Raw genomic sequence first — 18,039 nt, forward strand, 5'->3', positions numbered from 1 at the left:
TAGGATGGAAAACAAAGTCTTATCAAAGTGTGTCCTAAAGATTGACAACGTGCGATCCATTTGCCGTTAAGTTTGTTACATCAGCCCTGTGAGCTTCACCGTAAGATTCATAGGCTTGTAAGATACAACGATAAGATTGAATTAACCATAGCTGCTTCCATAGGCTGTACAGATGACATCATACGCAACCTCATCGACTCGGGCAGATGTGAGTGAATTGCGCCGTTTGAAGACCTTGCTGCCGCCAGAGCTGAAAAGCTGGGTCACGGTGGAATCCTCCACGGTCGTCAATCCGCCGCTGATTACTTGCGAAGAAATTGGCAAAGATCAGGTCGAAATTCAGATTGACCTAGTGCGCTGGGATCAACTGGCAATTGATCAGCGCAACCTCATGTTCTGGCACGAAGTTGCCAAAATTCAGAACGACACGATTCCCCGCGATGGTTGGGAGATGGCGGCGTTAGCGATTGGTCTCGGTGGCGCAGTCGGTGAACTTTGGGTACAGGATGGCCTGTTGCTGATCCTTGCCCTTGCCCTCTGTGGTGTCTCTGGCTTCCGCCTCTACAAGCGCAACAATGGGGAGCGCAAACTGCAAGAATCGATCTCAGCCGACGAAAAAGCGATCGCACTTGCCACTCGTTTTGGCTACACGCTGCCCAATGCTTATAAGAGCCTCGGTAGTGCGCTGAAAACGCTGATTGAACAATCACCGAAGAAGCGCCAGCGACAAAAATACGAAAAGCGCCTAGATGCTCTGAAGCGCAGCGCCGCCCGCGCTAAGGATCGCGCTCGCGGTTCGCGAATGCCGTCCTAATTCGTCTGAGTACGTCTCAGTACAATCGAACATATGTATAAAAGCGCCAGGTCAATGCTGACCTGGCGCTTTAGTTTTTACAGCTTGGATATGATGTGAAGTAGTTGGCAAGACATTTACGATTCAGATTGTGCGATCGGCAGCAGATCAGCATCAAATTTCAAGCTGTCCAGAATAGTCTGAGCTGCAGGCCAGTAAGCATCAGCCATTTCCGACGGATAAAGCAGCGTCACCTGTACGGCTTGCCCGTTAGTTTGACCAATCAGAATATGTCCCGACTGTTCCATATCGGTGCTGAAATCAAACACCATCTCAAACCAGGAGTAGGGAAACTCACTCGCCGTATCGGCGCGGCTACCGTCCAGCATCCAGCCATTGCTTTCAATTAAACCATTCGGGCCAGTGATAAATGGCATTAGTTCAGTTGTTGAGGGAGTACCCGCTGGCAGAAAGACATGCACATAAGCATCATCGAGGGCGTTCCCTTGCGGCTTGAAGGTAAAGAAAACGCCAACTCCCTCTCCGCTACCTGCACTCATGACCTCAACCTGATCGGCAGGATACTGAGCCATCACAGGAATGCCAGCGGCTGTTTCGTCAAAGGTTTGTAGATCAGACTGCTGTAAATTCGACGGCTCAGTGGGAGCGAATTCTGTGTCCTCAGACGTTGTCTCTTCTTCTACGTTACTGTACGTGTCAGCCGGCAGTTGAGGCACTAAAACGGGCTGCTCGCCTGCCATCTCGACTTCGTAGAACAAACGGCTTTGCCCCGAGGCGCAGCAGAGCGCGTCTTCAGGTGTGTAGCGATTGAATGATGCGTCTAAATAACCTTCACGATAGAGATCAAAATCGGCCAAACTGCCATCGGTACGGGAATCCATTGGCATGGGTGACAGCGTGCCTGCAAATTCTCCATCGGAAAAGACAAACACTTGGTACTGCAACGGGCGACACATGCCATCGGCATCGGCCATGCCCATGATCACCGTTGTGTCATTGAAGATTTCCGCCGATCCGGTGAGCGTCCAGCCTGCGGCCTCAACTAGAGCATCTTCCGGCAGCGTGGCTTGACGCACACCGATATCGCAGTTGGGTAGATTATTACCACCTTCATACATCGGGGCCTGGGGAATTTCGGCTCCGGCTGTATTCCAATTTGTTTCCTGATCCAGCCAAGTTCCTGAGGGGTCAGACGGTGCAGATTGTGAGATCGCACTTTGGGTCAACAGCAGCGAAGTTATTAATACTAGAGAGTTCGACAGCCCCAAAATAATCTGTTTCACGGCTATATTATCCTTGCAAAAGAAATTTAAGGAACACCATACCAATAACTGAGTATCCCAAGATTAGTTCTTTCGCTTCACTTCAGCTAAAGTCCGGATACATCGGTAGTGTTTCCGGGCGTAGACGGTTGGGCCTGGAGTTGATCGAGTTTGTTCTGTGCCTGCAACAGCAGCACTTGTGCATCTCGATAAGCAGTTGTCCCGTTTTCAATTTGCTTGAGCTGATTGATAATGCCTTGAATTTGGCTAATCAGCCTATTCCGGTCGTAGCGAGCGGAATTTGCCTGGAGTGTTTGAATATTACGCTGCGCTTGCTGAAGAGTCTCCACGGCCTTCGCTTCTTGTTGGCGACGAACCTGAATTTGGGCCAAGTTATCTCGATATTCAGCTCGTAGGTTCTGGGCGGCTTCATAGCCGACTGAATCTTCAGGAGAAACCTGATCGAGGTGTTGGATCGCGTCCTGCCACATGTTTTCAACTCTCTGCCATTCCTCAACTGAATGGGGCGGATTTTGTCCTGCTTGAGCCGCCCTGATACCGTAATCCCGCGCAATCTGGATTTGAGTCGCTGCTTGTTGATTGCTCGCGGCCAGTCCGACGGTATCCTGCCACTCCCGTTGTGCTGCCGTTAATTGTTGCTGAGCTATCCGACCCGCTAAGGTTTGCGATGGCACCTGCGCCAGTTGAGCCAGTGCTGATTGCCAAGCTTGGCTAGCCGTGAGCTGAGCGGCAGCCGTATTTGCTTGCTGATATTGCTGTTTAGCCAGATCGATGGCTTGCTCTGCATCTGTTAATGCGGCCTGAGCGTTACGCTCCTGGATCGCTTTGGCATCAAGCCGACCAATCTCACGGCGAGCTGAATCAAATCCGGCATGGTTCATCCGGCTATACCACCACCAGGAGCGGTAGCCCGGTAGTTCATCCCATAGCCAAAGCGGCAGTTTATCCAGATGTTCTTTTGCTTCTGCGACTTTCTGAGCGCCTAAATCAATGTCAGCTGGAGTCGTTGCATTGTCCACAAGCTGCTTGGCCTGTTCAACGGCGTCAATGGCGGCCCGATAGCTGTGATCCATTCTGGTATAGCTGGGCAGTAGGAGAATCGGAGCATTCTCAGCAATGGGGCGACGAATTGGCGGATAAGGCAGATTGATCGCCCATAGTGTACCGACGGGTACACCCACGAGTAGAGTCATGCCAATCAGTTTGCCAGTCCATCGGTTTTTGTGCTGGGGGGATGCGGATTTTAGGGAATGTGGTTTGTACTGCGCTAGGACTTCTTGCTCTAGCTGTTGCAGAGTTTTTTGCGATGATGTCGTTGGCAGCGGCGCACTGGGCAGAGACGCAGGTGCTTGAGCGGAGGGCGGCGCACTAGGCTGGCTCACCTGATTGGCCCGAAACCAAGAATGAAACTTCGAAAACAGCCCCATGATGTTCTATGGCTACTTTAGCGTTTGAGATCCAGTCTCCAGTATGCCCATTTATATGGGGCCAAGTCACGAGTATTTATGACTCACAACAAAGTCTGAGACAATGACAATCTTGGGATGAAGATAGAAATAATTTTTTGTTGTGTGAGCGTTGCCCACACAACAAAGTCATCTTCCAATATCAAGCCTAGTTGAAAACCCATAATTTATTGTTTGTGAAACGTATGCGGAGCATACGTTTCACAAACAATAAATCGGGTTCTTATACACAGACTTGATCTAACCAATAAGATAAGGCGATTTCGAGGATAGGTGAGTGCCGCAAGTTGTTTTAGTTGAACCCCAAATTCCACCCAATACAGGCAATATCGCCCGCACCTGTGCGGCTACGAATACCGAACTGCATTTAGTGGGGCCATTGGGGTTTGAAATTAGCGATCGCTATTTGAAGCGAGCTGGATTGGATTATTGGCCGCATGTCAAACTGCATGTGCATGAGTCAATGGCCGAGTTTGAGCAGCACGCCCGCAGTCGGGGCGGACGCTGGATTGGATTTACCAAATTGGGCAGCCGCAACTACACTAAGCTGAGCTATCAGCCGGATGACTGGCTGCTGTTTGGTCGTGAAACAACGGGACTGTCTAAAGAAATCTTGGCGGCCTGTCACGAAACGGCGCGGATTCCGATGGCCAATTGTGGTGTGAGAAGTTTGAATCTGTCGGTCAGCGTGGCAATTGGTTTGTTTGAGGCGCGGCGGCAGTTGGGGTATTTGGAGGAGTAGCTGGGGGTGAGGCGAGAGGAGTGATAGGTTAGGAGATTAGAGGGGCAGGGGAGATGGGGAGTGGGGGAGCTAAGGGTGAAGTAGGAATGAGGTGAATGAGTAGTGTTGGGTGTAGCGGGGGTGACACTACTTTTACTTTGACGGCTTTTTAATTGGCAGATCAAGCTGATATACCATCGTGGAGGATTGCGATCGCATATCAAACTTTATCTCTTAAGCCCTGACTCTCAAGTCGCTCTAGGGAACTTCGTCCTGCTCTTCAACTAGCCCTAAACTGCCGAGGGGACGGTAGGTATAGGGATGACGGGGTGTTTTTTGGATGTCTTCTTTGATGCCATCGAGATCGATGTATCGATCCGACACATTGATCAGACTATCGCTGGTCATGGAGCGGAGGCTGACGACCTCGACGCGGACGCCTCGGTAGCTGACGGCATCGACGGCATAGGCCAAATCGCCATCGCCGCTGACGAGAACTGCGGTGTCGTAGGAACCGACCAGCGCCATCATATCGACCGCGATTTCAACGTCTAAATTAGCTTTCTTGGAACCGTCTGGTAGTTGAACAAGATCCTTCGCGATGACGCGGTAGCCGTTGCGGCGCATCCAGAGCAAAAAACCCTGCTGCTTTTCATTGGTGCGATCCACACCCGTGTAGAAAAAGGAACGGAGCAGCCGAGAACCTGCGGTCAGACGACACAGAAGTTTGGTGTAGTCAATTTCAATACCGAGCTGTAGAGCGGCATAAAACAGATTAGAGCCATCAATAAAGATGGCTACGCGCCCTCGATTTTCTAAAACCTGTTCGGGTGTTGAAAATACAGAATCGCCCTCTATATCGGGACTATGAAACATGTGAAAACCTCTATATTATGTGATCCAATGTTAGGCAAGAGGCATAGATAAATCTGCATACCTCTCAATTTCGTCTAAGTTTGTAATGAATGTTAGTTTTATGACTCGATCCGTTGGAATACGGGCTTGGCTTCACCCAAGGCTTGTCCAGCGGGCAAAAAGCCCCACTGCGCGTGATCCCGATGATGTGCGATCGCGCCAATTTCGCGATTATTAAAATCAGTTCCGTGAAAACCGAGTTGCGAATATACCTCGGTACTGATATCTGGGATCAGCGGTGAAAGTAAATATGCGGCGAGACGAACACTTTCTAAAACGGCATAGAGAATTTCCTCGACAGCAGCTTGTTCACCCTGTTTGAACTTTGTCCAGGGTGCTTCTTCGTCTAGGTACTTATTGCTGGCACGGACGACGCCAAGTACCGCTTGAGCAGCGGTGCTAAACGAGAGACTGTCGTAGGCAGCAAAGACTTCTTCGGCTAAGGTTTGGCTCTTGGACTTGAGCATGTTGTCAACCGAAATCTGGTTAGCGGTAACGTTGGGGACGTTGCGATCGCAGTACTTATACGCCATCCGCAGCGTCCGATTGAGCAAATTGCCCAAGTCGTTGGCGAGATCGGCATTGAGCACGTTGATAAAGCGCTGCTCATTGAAGTCGCCATCGCGACCGAACTCGATTTCCTTCATGAAGTAGTAGCGCACGGCGTCGGCCCCGTACTGATCCACCAGATCAAACGGATTCAGCGTGTTGCCCAAGCTCTTACCCATCTTTTGACCGTCTTTAGTCAAAAAGCCGTGTCCAAATACGCGCGGCGGCAGCGGCAAGTCCGCTGACATCAACATGGCGGGCCAGTAAACCGCATGGAAGCGCAGAATGTCCTTACCAATCAGGTGAATATTAATCGGCCACCAGCGCTTGAGCGCATTCTCTAGCGTTGGCTCATCTTCGGGTTCAAGTAATGCCGTGATGTAGCCCAACAGCGCATCAAACCAAACGTACAGTGTATGCTTCTCGTCGGTTGGTACAGGAAAGCCCCAGTCCAGATTGACCCGTGAAATGGAAAAGTCCTGTAAACCACCAGAAACGAAGCTCAGCACCTCATTGCGACGGCTGACAGGCTGAATAAAATCAGGATTTGCTTGGTAATAGTCTTCAAGCTGCTGCTGATATTGAGAAAGCCGGAAGAAATAGTTTTCTTCATCGCGCCATTCGGCGGACTGATTGGTGTGAATAGCGCAGCGATGATCGTCTAGTAGCTCACGCTCTTCTTTAAACTCCTCACAGGAGACACAGTACCAACCCTGCTGGCGGTCTAGATAGATATCCCCTTTCTGCCAGACGCGATCAAAAAATTCATTCACAATCGCGAGATGGCGCTCTGCCGTCGTGCGGCTGAAGCGGTCATATTGAATATTTAGCCGCTGCCATAGGTCTTTGAAGCCCTCGGCAATTTGGTCACAGTGCTCTTGGGGAGAGCGATTCAGGCTTTGGGCCTTGCGCTCAATTTTTTGCCCATGTTCATCTGTGCCTGTAATCATCAGTGTGGGACGATGGCGCAGCCGCTGCGATCGCGAAATTACGTCTGCGGCAATGGTGGTGTAGGCACTCCCAATATGCGGCAGATCGTTAACGTAATAGAGCGGTGTTGTAATAGAAAACGGAGATTCAGGCGCAGAACTCATGAAGGCTTATTAAAGACAAAACAATTTAAACTATCGGCATCTCAATCCCAGGTCGAACCAAACGTCAGAGCGAAGGTCGGATTTTAAGGGATTGATTCTTTATTATTCTTATATAAGGATACAAAACTAAAGGATACAAAATAAATATCACTCTGTTGCCTGCCGTGCTGATGCCAGCAAAAATGGTTGAAAAGCAGCTAATCCATAGTTGTCTCACAGCAAGATTGACCAGTTTACGTGGTTAGAACCTATTTGTCAGCCATAATCTTTAACGAAGTATTCAGAATTTATGCCAAGTGTGATGGGTCGCTGGCCGATAATCTTAATGATTACTTCGGGATTGGAGGGGCGACACGCAGAGCGTACTGGCGGTATACAATCGAAAACACTGACTGAGTTAAACCAACTCGTTAAACAAAGCCGTTAAGCGAACTGAGTCAGTTGCTGATTGATATGAAGGATGTCGCTGTACCCATGACCACTCATTTCATTACCGCCGAAATTGACTTACAAGCTTCACCTGCCGAAACGCAGAAAGCCATTGAAGCCGAACTCAGCAAGCGAGGAGAACCCTTGCGCTGGGCCGTTGCCAAAGTAGACGACGAGCAGAACAAAGTTCAGGTTGAAGCAGTTGTCACAACAGATGCTGCTCAGTAAGTTTCTAATCCTTCTGTAGGTTGGGTTGACGAAGGAAACCTAACATTACACGCAACCTCAGTTCTCCAGACTACTGCTTGTACACATCTGAATAGTCCTTCTAAATCCCGGACTGATCCCCCTAAATCCCCCTCAAAAAGGGGAACTTTGAGCAGGTCCCTTTTTAAGGGGGGCTAGGGGGGATCTCAACGTCGAAACGAAGTCTAGGAGATTTATGTATAAACAGTAGGTTCTCCAGAAGAGATGTTGGGTTTCGCCAGCTCAACCCAACCTACAAAATGTATTAAACCCTATGCGGCAACTGCTTTGTGAATTCTAATTCTCTGACCAGACCCTATACCGCACTGCTCGTGATTCCGACCGGGATCGGAGCAGCAATTGGTGGCTATGCAGGCGATGCGCTGCCCGTGGTGCGGGCCATGTCCCAAGTGTGCGATCGCATTATTACCCATCCTAATGTGCTCAATGGGGCGCAGCTCTACTGGCCACTGCCCCAAGCTTGGTACGTCGAGGGTTACGGATTAGACCAGTTTGCAGCAGGTCACTGGGGATTGCAGCCCGTTCACCGTAACCGGATTGGGTTACTGCTGGATCAGGGCATTGAGCCGGATCTACGGCTACGACATTTGCAAGCGGCTGATGCGGCGCGGGCGACACTGGGACTGGATTTAACCGATTATGTCGTCACCGATGCGCCACTGGGCGTTGAGTTGCGCACATCCGAATCCGGCGCAACCTGGGGCACGATTCAGCGACCCGATAGTCTACTACGAGCCGCAGAGAAGTTAATTCAAGAGGCTGGGGCAACTGCGATCGCAATTGTGGCTCGTTTCCCAGATGACGAAGGCAGTCCTGCGTTGCAAGCCTACCGCATGGGCCAAGGCGTTGATCCCCTGGCTGGAGCGGAAGCGGTAATCAGCCATCTAGTCGTGCGTCAGTTCCAAATCCCTTGCGCCCACGCTCCTGCGCTCCGTCCCCTAGACCTCGATCCCGACCTTTCTCCTCGTTCCGCTGCCGAAGAGTTGGGGTACACGTTTCTGCCCTGTGTCTTAGCTGGACTCAGCCGCGCGCCCCAGTTTGTCACGTCTCAGTCAACCTCGACTCCAGCCACTTGGGCAGATGAAATTGATGTTGCGGTTGTGCCCACAACGGCCTGTGGTGGCAGCGCCATCTTAAGCCTGACCCGTAGGCCGATCCCAATTTTGGCAATTGATGAGAATGTGACTAAACTTGCGATCGCACCGGAACGCTTAGGACTATCGGTGCAGCGAGTAAACTCGTATCTAGAGGCGATTGGCGTGATGGCAGCCCACAAAGCCGGAGTTCGACCGGAGGCGCTGCACCATGATATTCGCCAGATTCAGCCTTTATCCTGCCGTAACGCAACAAGCCTGTGAGTGATCCCCAGTCCAACCCTAATTCGTTTGAACCATTGAGCCGCTTCCAAGTGCTAGTCATGATTGGCGTAACGGCAGTTGCACTGCTCGTCGTCGCCCGACTGTGGCTGCTGTTCGATCCGGCGGCATTTCTGCCCGTCACGTGGTCAGTGCAGGGGGTGCTGCTGGGTGCCGGACTCGCGATTGGCATCACGCTAGCAAGCAGCGTCGTTTATCGCCTGTGGGATGATTATCGAGAAAGCGCCGATTTCTATTTGGATTTTGTGCTGAAGCCGCTAGCGCTACCGGATTTAATCTGGCTGGGCTTACTGCCAGGACTGAGTGAAGAATACCTGTTTCGAGGCGTGCTGCTACCTGCGATCGGGTTTAATGCTATCGGTGTGATTCTGTCGGGTCTGTGCTTTGGGCTGCTCCATTTAGCCGGACGGCAACATTGGCCCTATGCGGTTTGGGCAACGGCGGTCGGCCTCATTTTAGGCTTTAGCGCTTTGTTCACGGGCAATTTACTAGTACCGATCACGGCGCATATTTTGACCAATTTCGTATCGGGCTTGATTTGGAAAGTGAGTCAGGATGACAGTGCTAGTTAAAGTTATTAAGGCCAAAAGGGAAGAAATTGCGCTGCAATTTCTTCCCTTTCAATCCTTATTAAAACTAGTTTTTAATGAGGAAATCAAAATAAGCTTGGTCGGGATTTAATCTAAAGCCGTGCTTAGCAAACCTGCACACAGCCCGATGCGATCGCATCATCCAGAATTTCTAAACATCGATTCTCTTCAGCACTGAGGTATTCCGCTTCGGCATAGTCCTGGAGGTGGGTTTGAGCCTCAGGAGATAGCATTCCAAGCATCAGGGCTTCGCGAACGATGGTTTCGATGCTGGACTGAGTGAGGGGATTCAGTGTTTTCATAGGAACTTCAGAACAGGTGATTGACAGAGCAGTTGTTGAACGATGTTGTAAAAAACTTCAATGCATTTATCCCCGATTTCGGATATGTTAGCCTGATTCCCGGACAAAATTCTGTTCATCCTTATCTAGATCATTAAAATTCACGTCGGCAATGATGCCGATTAATACTAATTAAAAGTATTGGTCTGTGCTTTGAACGTAAATCTATTTCGTTCTAGAGTTGGAAACTCACATTAATGTGATCGATAACCTGAACTGAATCATTTACCCTGGGTTCTGTTCGCCGCCGCTGATGGATGCAACGGTAAACTCCTCATGCCAAGCTGACACAGGCGGACGTTTTCATCATTGCATTTTGCACCTGGCAAGATCGATACCCCCGGGGGGTAATTTGGCTACCTGATTGAAGCCTGTCTAATGTTTAACCCAAAAAATTGGAGTCTCTACAGGATTTGTTGATTACGTTTGGCTGGCGGCAAGCGCGATCGCAATTGGATAAATATGATGTTCCTGCACCTGAATCCGAGCTTGCAGCGTTTCTACCGTGTCAGTGGGCAGGACTGGCACAGCAGCTTGGGCGATAATTGGGCCGCTATCGACTGCTAATTCTACATAGTGAACCGTACAGCCCGTGATTTTGACATTAGCTTTCAGTGCCTGTTCCGGGGCGCGAATGCCTGGAAAACTGGGTAGCAAACTGGGGTGAATATTCAAAATTCGGCGGGGAAAGGCATCAATCAAAACCTGCGTCACTTTACGCATCCAGCCCGCCATAATCACCCAGTCCACATCGGCTTCTTCAAATAGCGTAATGATGGACTGATCGAGCGCCTCGCGAGAGTCAAACTTGCGGTGATTGAGTAAAGCCGTTGGCACCTGCCAGCGGCCAGCCCGTTCTGCCACTTTTGCCCCAGGATTGTTGTAGATCAGGAGTTGCACCTGGGCATTGAGCTGCTGATTGACGATGGCTTGTGCGATCGCTTCAAAATTGCTGCCGTTACCGGAGGCCAGTATGCCTAATTTCAGCGGTTTTTCAAAACTGGGAATCGCGTCTGGCAAGTAAGGCGAAATGATGGCCTGATTGGCATCGGTCAAAATGGGCTGAACAGTCATAATGATGGATTCGATTCTATATCAGTGATCAATGGTCTCAAGAAAATAGCATCGAATATGATCAACATACATATTTGGCCCTAACTCAGTTGTGAATCATGTTGCGGGAAACGCTCCAGCTAGAAATCGATCAGCTAAACGATAGCCAACTAAGGCGTATTGCGCATAGGTAGTGCCATGAAAGAGTCTTCTCCAAGCGCTCCACCCAAATCTGCACCAACCTTTGCTCAGCGGTTGGCACGGCTGATGGATCAAGATGCGATCGCAGCTTTGATTATGCTGGCTCCGGCACTGATTTTGCTGGGCGTATTTGTATTCTGGCCGATCATTGATGTCGTTCTGCTGAGCTTCACGACGGGCAGCTTTACCCGCGCAGGCATTCAGTGGAACGGATTGCGGAACTATCTGCGCTTGCTGATTGACCCTGATTTTTGGAACATCATGGGCAATACAGTGTACTTTACTGTGGCGACCGTGATTCCGAGTTTAGTCATACCGCTAGTGTTAGCCGTGCTGCTCAATCAGTCTCTTGCGCTGCGTGGGCTATTTCGTACCGCCTACTTTATTCCGTCGATTACGTCCCTGGTTGCGGTTGGCTTGGGTTTCCGCTGGCTGTTCCAGACTAATGGCCCCGTTAATGCGCTGCTGATGAATGTGGGGCTAGAGCCGATTTCCTGGCTGAGCAGTCCGATTTGGGCCATGCCCGTGCTGATTATCCTCAGCACCTGGAAGCAAATTGGCTTTAATCTGGTTGTCTTTCTGGCAGGCTTACAGACCATCCCCCTGAATCGTTACGAAGCAGCGGAACTCGATGGAGCCAATGCTTGGCAAAAATTTTGGCATATCACACTACCAGGACTGCGACCGACTCTGGTGTTTGCCACGATTACCACTGCCATCTTTACGCTGCGTAGCTTCGAGCAGGTGTACGTGGTGACGGGTGGTGGCCCGCTCAATTCCACCAATATTTTGGTCTACTACATTTATGAGCAGGCATTTTCGCTGTTTGACTTTGGCTATGCCTCGGCTGCGGCGACGGTGCTACTTGCGATCGCACTTGTCCTGGTGTACTTTCAACTCCGGATTTGGAGTGAAGATTAGGTGAAACTTATTTGGTAATGATCATCGGTAAAGATCAATAGACATACACGAATCCATTGGGTTCAATCGATAAGGTAATCGCGCCTGGAATCATGCTGGTCTGCTCACTAACGACGACTTCAACAACATTGTTGGCTGTTGAAACAACGTACAGGTTAATGCCAACATCGTTGAGGGATGGATCGATAGCTAAGTAAACGGGTGGTGGTAGAAAGCTAGTGCGAGTGGAACCGAACGAAATTTCACCATTGGGCGGCAGTGTCCGTCGGATAGTGCCGGGCTGAGTGAGTTCAAACAGCACCTCTAAATCCCCGCCGTTGACGATATCAATCCGAATGGGCTGATCTGGATCAATGCGACCCACTGGCTCTCGGACGGATTGGGCCATGTGTGCTGCATCTGCTTGTGACGTATGTGGTTGTGACGTATGTGGTTGTGACGTATCTGTCGCAACGGCTGCGATCGCAATTTGATAGCTGTCAGACAGATGCGGATCATCCGCCGGTTCCAGTGCAACCCCAGAAGTAGGTCGTGTAGTGGTTATGCCGACACAAACCAGCACCGCCCCCAGCAGCATCGCTTGATTCAGGACTTTATGCTGAACGCTGCGGCTTCCCGTTGGATGCAACTTGCCCATCATGCTGGCTCCTTTGGATGACTCTAAACAACACAGCAGCAAAATCCCAGTTGGGCTGTGTTCTTACTGTGTCCCAAATAAGGGCTGATGATCCAAAACTTCGCACAATTCTTTTCAGAACGGTTAATAGTGTTACACGCTTTAAGTAAAACCAATATTTGGGGGAAAGCTGCGCGGCGCACAGCTTTCCCCCAAATATGTTCTAACCCACTTTCTAACCCACTGATGTCGGGTCATATTCGTCAATCAGGATGATGTGATGAGTCGTACCAGTTCTACAAACCAGTGTTGTGGATGAGGTCAGTGCTGAGTGCTACAAATCCTCAAACACGTTGCTGATGACTGTTTTCGCTTTATGATCCAGCGCCACCCAATCGACATCACCAATTTCCGTATCGATCAGCGATTCATCAATGACAACGGTTTGCTCTGCATTTGGATCATCGATCTGCTCTGGATCGTACTCTGCAAAGCAAACCCGATAACACAACTGCCACAGGTCAATCCGCTGTTCCTGATCGCCATGCTTGAGACAGAGCGCGTATTGCGGAAATGGTTCCGGTAAATCAGCTAGCTGTTGTTCAACGGCTGCGATCGCATCTGGACTACTAGCCTGCTTAAGCTGCTCCTGCAGTTGCAAAACATGGGCTTTGGTTTCATCTGAGGTGTCTTCTGGCCAGAGCAGTTGATTATCGTAGGAACCATGCCAGTCGGATGTTTCTAACTGCTTGCGGATATTGTCAATCACGCGAATAAAGGCAGGCTGCATCAGCAAATTGGCCTGCTGCCAGTCTTGAGAATTGGCAAACTTGGGTGTCATAACGTTTAGGGGCGACTCTACAGAGGATTTTATTCGATTCCGGACGGCAAAAACTGGGTCGGCGGTTCCGGTTCCGGCTGGGGTCTCACTTCCTGATATTGGCTGATCTAGAAGATCAGGCTGAAGGGTTGTCCCATTGCTTCCGTAGCGACGCAATCAGCATCGCGCCAATAATTACCGCAGTGCTATTGGATAACAGGCCAAAGGTTGCGATCGCGCAGGAGCCCACATATCAGTACCAAGTAGTCTCGATTCAGCGCGGAATCATCCAGCAGGCTATCTTCGATGTAGCGAATGCCTTGTGGAGATATGCCACGATACTTTTTGCCAAATTTTTTGCCGATGGTCTTGCAAGGGTCTCATCCTCAAAGCCTCCTCCCTTTTATAACCTGCATTGGAAAATCTACTGATATTCAGCCAACGGGGTAAACTAGGGAAACAGTTCATTAGGTATTTCTTAAGATTCACTAGCATCTGCTATCTGAACCGACAGTAGCGCTGTCTAATCTGTTGTTAGCTATGCCTGATTGAGATTGGTGTTCACCTGTTCATCTGCTCCTTCCAGCTTGGGAACTTTAGTTTGACTCTAGCTGCAAACTTCGCTTTGTTGTTCCAATGTGAGAGACCGCATGGAGGCATTATCGAGCAAGGCAACTCAGCCTGATGTATCGCTACAGCTTCTGCTATTTATTGACCGACGACCAGGTTCAACGGAACAGGTGCGACAAATCCGTGATCATTTGAACACGCTCAAATTAAACTACCCCTCAGACTACCCTGTTGTCCTGGATATCGTAGATGTTGGAGAGCAGCCTTACCTAGCTGAGCACTTTAAACTGATTGCCACTCCCGCTTTAGTCAAGCTGTCACCCGAGCCGCGTCAAACTCTGGCTGGCAGTAACATTCAAGATCTGCTCAATCAGTGGTGGCCCCGCTGGCTCAAAGCGCTGGACGAGAATCAAACTCAACGGCAGCGAGAACAAGCCAATAGTGTTCGCTCTCAAATCAATGGGGTCGCCGAATCCGCCGAAATTATTAAGCTGTCTGACCAAATTTTTCAGCTCAAGCGAGAGCAAGAAGAACTAAAAGCCCAGCTGCAGTTCAAAGATCGGATCTTGGCCATGCTGGCCCATGATTTGCGCAATCCCCTGACGGCGGCATCGCTGGCTGTGGAAACACTGGATATGGGCTACGGCATCGAAACGGGCTGGAACAGTCGGCTAACGCCGAAACTGATCGCTCAGTTGCTTAAACATGCCCGCACCCAAACCCGCACCATCGATCGCATGATCACCGATATTCTGCAAATTGCGCGGGGCACCGCTGCAGAAATTCATATCAAGCCACAGGAACTCAATCTTCAACAGCTCTGTTTATCGGTGATTCAAGACTTTGAAAATAAACTCAAGGACAAAAATTTAAGGGTTGATACCGACCTGCCCGAAGATTTACCTCCCGTTCATGCGGATTCTGAGCGGGTGCGGCAGGTGATTACCAACCTGATTGACAACGCCATTAAATATACTCCGGCTGGCGGCCAGATTCATCTCTCAACCCTGCACCGCACCACGCAAAAAGTGCAGGTGTCGATCTGCGATACGGGACCTGGTATTCCGGAAGAGAATAAAGAGCGCATTTTTGAAGACAGTTTTCGCTTGGAGCGAGATGTCAGCAAAGACGGCTATGGCATTGGGTTATCGCTTTGCAAACGTATTGTCTGTGCCCATTACGGCCAAATTTGGGTTGATTCTGTTCCTGGACAAGGAAGCTGCTTTCACTTTACGTTGCCCGTTTACCGTCAATAATTACTCTTTTATCTGCGATCGCAACTGTTCCAGTTCTTCATCAACAGAGGCATTGGGATCGGCAGCGGGCAGCGTTCCGGCTGCGCTAGAGCCAGAGAGCATTTCGGTTTTCATCGCTGCAAGCTGGGCATCAATGTTATCGCCGCCCTCTAATTCGGCAAATCGCTTTTCTAGGCTGTCTGAACCCAGTTCAGCCGAAACTTCTGCTTGGGCTTCCAGCTGATGCACCCGTTCTTCCATGCGCTCAAAGGCGGCCATCGCGTTATTGGTGCCGACCTGATTCAGCATGTCGTTGATTTGCTGCGACGCCTGAGCTGAACGGGCACGGGCGATGTACAAGTCTTTCTTACTGCGAGCATCCGCTAATTTACGCTCTAGTTGGCCCATATTTTGCTTCAGCTTGGCGACGACATCGCGCTGTTGAACAATCTGTGTTTCTAGGCTAGATGCGGTTTCAGCATAGGATTGGCGGCGGGTAAGGGCTTCACGGGCGAGTTGCTCATCGCCTTTTTGGAGGGCAAGCTGGGCGCGGCGATACCATTCATCTGCCGTGGATTGCGCTTGCGAGCATTGGCGTTCGGTGCGCTTTTGAGTTGCGATCGCTTGTGCAACGGCCTGTCGGATTCGAATCAGGTCTTCCTGCATGTCCGCGACAGCCTGCTCCAGAATTTTCTCTGGATCTTCAGCATTGCCAACCATGCTTGAAATATTGGCTCGAATTACCCGGCTCAACCGATCCAAAAGTCCCATACCTCTGCCTCAAGCGGTTTCAAAACGTTTCGAAAAATGATGAATTGCTTTTATGCTACCGCACAGCTTCAAATGGGCGTTGCTTGCTCTAGGTATAAATTGGGATAAGGCAATGCTCCATATCCCAATGCCATAACTTGAGATCAGTCATTTTGCTCGGATTAACTATTCTTCGATATCAGCCTCTATGCCTTGTTCTTGCAGATTTTGCACCATTTCTTGAGCGCTCGACTGATCCGCAAATGCGCCTAGACGAATGGTGGCTCCCGCTGACGAGTTGTGAATGTAGGCATCGCCTGCAACCTGTCTTGCCTCGTTCAGGCTTTGGTCGCCTGTGTAGGGGACGACGACATGGTAGTAATCGCTGGAACTGGCCGAACCCGTGGAACGGGAAGCGGTTTCTGACCGATCTGAACTGCCAGAATTCTCTGAGCTGCTAGAAGCGGGACTGTTCGAACCTGCACCGGAACCTGATGAGCCGCTGGGAGCTGCGGCCTGTTCTGTTGCAGGCGATGCCGCAGGTCTAGGGGAAGGGGAAGCCGCAGGAGCCGGAGCCGCTGGCCGACTTGCCGCAGATGAACTAGAAGCTGTTGCTGGCTGAGATGACCGCGATCCGCTAGCACTCGATGATGCTGGGGCAGATGAACGGGATGAGCTAGAGCTGGATGGGGCAGCACTGGATGAGGCTGAGGGTGTTGTAGGAGTTGGACTGGCACTAGACGATGGTGTTCCAGTCGTCCCGGTTGCGGCGGCTGAATTAGATGGTGTGACAGGTGATGCCAGTGGTGTCGGTGTCGTGGAACCATTGGCGGCTAAGCCTGGAGCTGGACTGGGCAGATTGGGCGCAGATCCGTTGCTAGGTAATGTGCTAAGCGTGCCTAAGTCCAGTTCGACGAATTCTTCGGAGGACAAATTGGGCTGACCGGATGGGTCAAATTCTGATGCACTCGGCGTAATCGGCGCGTCTAAATCGGTGCTGGAAGTCTCGTCATCCGCCTGCCATCTGGTGGTGATGCTGCTGATTGCATCTGGATTGGCAATGACGTAGCCCAAGCCGACGCTGGACACCAACAGCAGCAGCATTGACCCGATTCCCAGCGGCGTAAATAGCTGGTTTGTCCAGCCGCTTTTCTTGGGATTTTCTGCCGTTTGGGCTTCTTCGACCAGGCTCTGCAGCAGATGTTCTGACGATTTTAGGTAGTCCTGTGGCTCAGCGGCATCGTGGGTAGCGCCAAGATGATTCGATTCAGAATGGGGAACAGGGACGATATTGCCGTGGGCCTGGGCTGTATGCGGAGCGGTTGCGATCTCATCACGACTCTCCTGAGATTGAGGCACATTCAAAGTTGCGATCGCACCACCTGCACCTGCAATGGCCTGTATTCCATTGCCATTACCGTTATCAGAATGGCCGTGATGCGCGCCGTTCGCTGAGCCGTTGGTATAGGACGATCCGGTTGGGTAAGGGGCTGCGGCTGCTTGAGTAGGGGGATGAGTGGCTGCTGGATTGGGTGATGAAGGTTTGACGGAAATTAGGTCTAAACCGTGCTTTTTCTTGGTGCGAATATTGCCTTTGAAGGGGCGGTTGGGCGTGGGTTGAGCGGAGCGCTGCCGCCGATAGCGGGTTAATTCATCGTCAAGCTGTACTTCTAAACAGCCCAAAGCCGATTGCAGCAACGGGTGCAATCGGCTTTGAGGTACGTTCGAGTTGGATGCGTTTGGCTGTCCCATCGTCTATCTTCCCTTCTCAGCAAGCGAAATCACGGTTCCAACAGGTTAGCGTTATTTCGAAATCTCGATAGTTGAGTTTCGGTAATAACTATCAAGTCCGTAGACGGGAATCCAGTTCATCTTCTGTACAAGGCTGGCAAAGTCAGCATTTCACAGAAAATCACACTATTGGGTTTTCCACCGGACTTCACATACGGTTGGATGAGTACTACTACTAGCTCTAAGAGCTTAGCTAAAAGTTTCAATTCGTCAAGCAAATATCACAAATGTGTCATC

The 18,039-nt window shown here is 50.5% G+C and carries 17 protein-coding genes; 7 read left to right on the forward strand and 10 right to left on the reverse strand.

Annotated features, from left to right (window positions below; all coding sequences use genetic code 11):
- The first annotated feature begins 172 nt into the window (after positions 1-172).
- A complete protein-coding gene (locus tag AC286M_RS10610; RefSeq protein WP_488204352.1) occupies positions 173-814 on the forward strand; it encodes a DUF3318 domain-containing protein in 642 nt (213 codons plus the stop codon).
- A gap of 116 nt (positions 815-930) precedes the next feature.
- On the opposite strand, the gene AC286M_RS10615 is transcribed toward AC286M_RS10610, so the two are convergent.
- On the reverse strand, positions 931-2,097 hold the full coding sequence (locus AC286M_RS10615) for an LppP/LprE family lipoprotein (RefSeq protein ID WP_488204353.1): 1,167 nt from the start codon (positions 2,095-2,097) through the stop codon (positions 931-933).
- Between the two features lie 86 nt (positions 2,098-2,183).
- Positions 2,184-3,524, reverse strand: coding sequence for a coiled-coil domain-containing protein (locus tag AC286M_RS10620; RefSeq protein WP_488204354.1), 1,341 nt, complete (start codon positions 3,522-3,524; stop codon positions 2,184-2,186).
- A gap of 316 nt (positions 3,525-3,840) precedes the next feature.
- Between AC286M_RS10620 and AC286M_RS10625 the strand changes: the two genes are divergently transcribed.
- Positions 3,841-4,305: a tRNA (cytidine(34)-2'-O)-methyltransferase gene (locus AC286M_RS10625; RefSeq protein WP_488204355.1), complete on the forward strand. Its 465-nt coding sequence runs from the start codon at positions 3,841-3,843 to the stop codon at positions 4,303-4,305.
- Between the two features lie 237 nt (positions 4,306-4,542).
- On the opposite strand, the gene AC286M_RS10630 is transcribed toward AC286M_RS10625, so the two are convergent.
- Entirely contained in the window at positions 4,543-5,160 is a 618-nt protein-coding gene (locus AC286M_RS10630) for a LabA-like NYN domain-containing protein (RefSeq protein WP_488204356.1), read from the reverse strand.
- Between the two features lie 98 nt (positions 5,161-5,258).
- On the reverse strand, positions 5,259-6,842 hold the full coding sequence (gene metG, locus AC286M_RS10635; RefSeq protein WP_488204357.1) for a methionine--tRNA ligase: 1,584 nt from the start codon (positions 6,840-6,842) through the stop codon (positions 5,259-5,261).
- Between the two features lie 474 nt (positions 6,843-7,316).
- Here metG and AC286M_RS10640 point away from each other — a divergent pair, with 474 nt between their 5' ends.
- The 3 genes from AC286M_RS10640 to AC286M_RS10650 all read left to right on the forward strand — a co-directional run bounded on the left by AC286M_RS10640 (position 7,317) and on the right by AC286M_RS10650 (position 9,486).
- On the forward strand, positions 7,317-7,499 hold the full coding sequence (locus AC286M_RS10640) for a DUF8621 family protein (RefSeq protein ID WP_488204358.1): 183 nt from the start codon (positions 7,317-7,319) through the stop codon (positions 7,497-7,499).
- Positions 7,500-7,807: 308 nt separating this feature from the next.
- Complete coding sequence (locus tag AC286M_RS10645; RefSeq protein ID WP_488204359.1) at positions 7,808-8,896, forward strand: DUF3326 domain-containing protein; 1,089 nt, start codon at positions 7,808-7,810, stop codon at positions 8,894-8,896.
- Complete coding sequence (locus AC286M_RS10650) at positions 8,893-9,486, forward strand: CPBP family intramembrane glutamic endopeptidase (protein ID WP_488204360.1); 594 nt, start codon at positions 8,893-8,895, stop codon at positions 9,484-9,486. The genes AC286M_RS10645 and AC286M_RS10650 overlap by 4 nt, the downstream gene beginning before the upstream one ends.
- A gap of 122 nt (positions 9,487-9,608) precedes the next feature.
- On the opposite strand, the gene AC286M_RS10655 is transcribed toward AC286M_RS10650, so the two are convergent.
- Complete coding sequence (locus AC286M_RS10655; protein ID WP_488204361.1) at positions 9,609-9,806, reverse strand: hypothetical protein; 198 nt, start codon at positions 9,804-9,806, stop codon at positions 9,609-9,611.
- Between the two features lie 459 nt (positions 9,807-10,265).
- The gene (purN, locus tag AC286M_RS10660; protein ID WP_488204362.1) at positions 10,266-10,919 is read right to left on the reverse strand and encodes a phosphoribosylglycinamide formyltransferase; all 654 of its coding nucleotides are present in this window, start codon (positions 10,917-10,919) and stop codon (positions 10,266-10,268) included.
- Positions 10,920-11,096: 177 nt separating this feature from the next.
- Between purN and AC286M_RS10665 the strand changes: the two genes are divergently transcribed.
- Positions 11,097-12,020: a carbohydrate ABC transporter permease gene (locus AC286M_RS10665; RefSeq protein WP_488204363.1), complete on the forward strand. Its 924-nt coding sequence runs from the start codon at positions 11,097-11,099 to the stop codon at positions 12,018-12,020.
- Between the two features lie 34 nt (positions 12,021-12,054).
- On the opposite strand, the gene AC286M_RS10670 is transcribed toward AC286M_RS10665, so the two are convergent.
- Positions 12,055-12,660 (reverse strand): hypothetical protein, encoded by a 606-nt coding sequence (locus tag AC286M_RS10670; RefSeq protein ID WP_488204364.1) that lies wholly within the window; start codon positions 12,658-12,660, stop codon positions 12,055-12,057.
- 310 nt (positions 12,661-12,970) lie between these two features.
- Positions 12,971-13,477 (reverse strand): hypothetical protein, encoded by a 507-nt coding sequence (locus AC286M_RS10675; RefSeq protein WP_488204365.1) that lies wholly within the window; start codon positions 13,475-13,477, stop codon positions 12,971-12,973.
- A gap of 629 nt (positions 13,478-14,106) precedes the next feature.
- Here AC286M_RS10675 and AC286M_RS10680 point away from each other — a divergent pair.
- On the forward strand, positions 14,107-15,282 hold the full coding sequence (locus AC286M_RS10680) for a histidine kinase (RefSeq protein ID WP_488204366.1): 1,176 nt from the start codon (positions 14,107-14,109) through the stop codon (positions 15,280-15,282).
- Here AC286M_RS10680 and AC286M_RS10685 read toward each other — a convergent pair whose 3' ends face one another.
- Together AC286M_RS10685 and AC286M_RS10690 are read right to left on the reverse strand one after the other, a co-directional pair.
- Positions 15,283-16,032 (reverse strand): PspA/IM30 family protein, encoded by a 750-nt coding sequence (locus AC286M_RS10685; protein ID WP_488204367.1) that lies wholly within the window; start codon positions 16,030-16,032, stop codon positions 15,283-15,285.
- A 165-nt stretch (positions 16,033-16,197) separates the two neighbouring features.
- Positions 16,198-17,763 carry a hypothetical protein gene (locus AC286M_RS10690; RefSeq protein WP_488204368.1) on the reverse strand — a complete coding sequence of 522 codons (1,566 nt, stop codon included), beginning with the start codon at positions 17,761-17,763 and terminating at the stop codon, positions 16,198-16,200.
- Positions 17,764-18,039 lie beyond the last annotated feature (276 nt).

It is taken from the genome of Thainema salinarum CENA647 (assembly GCF_057732415.1).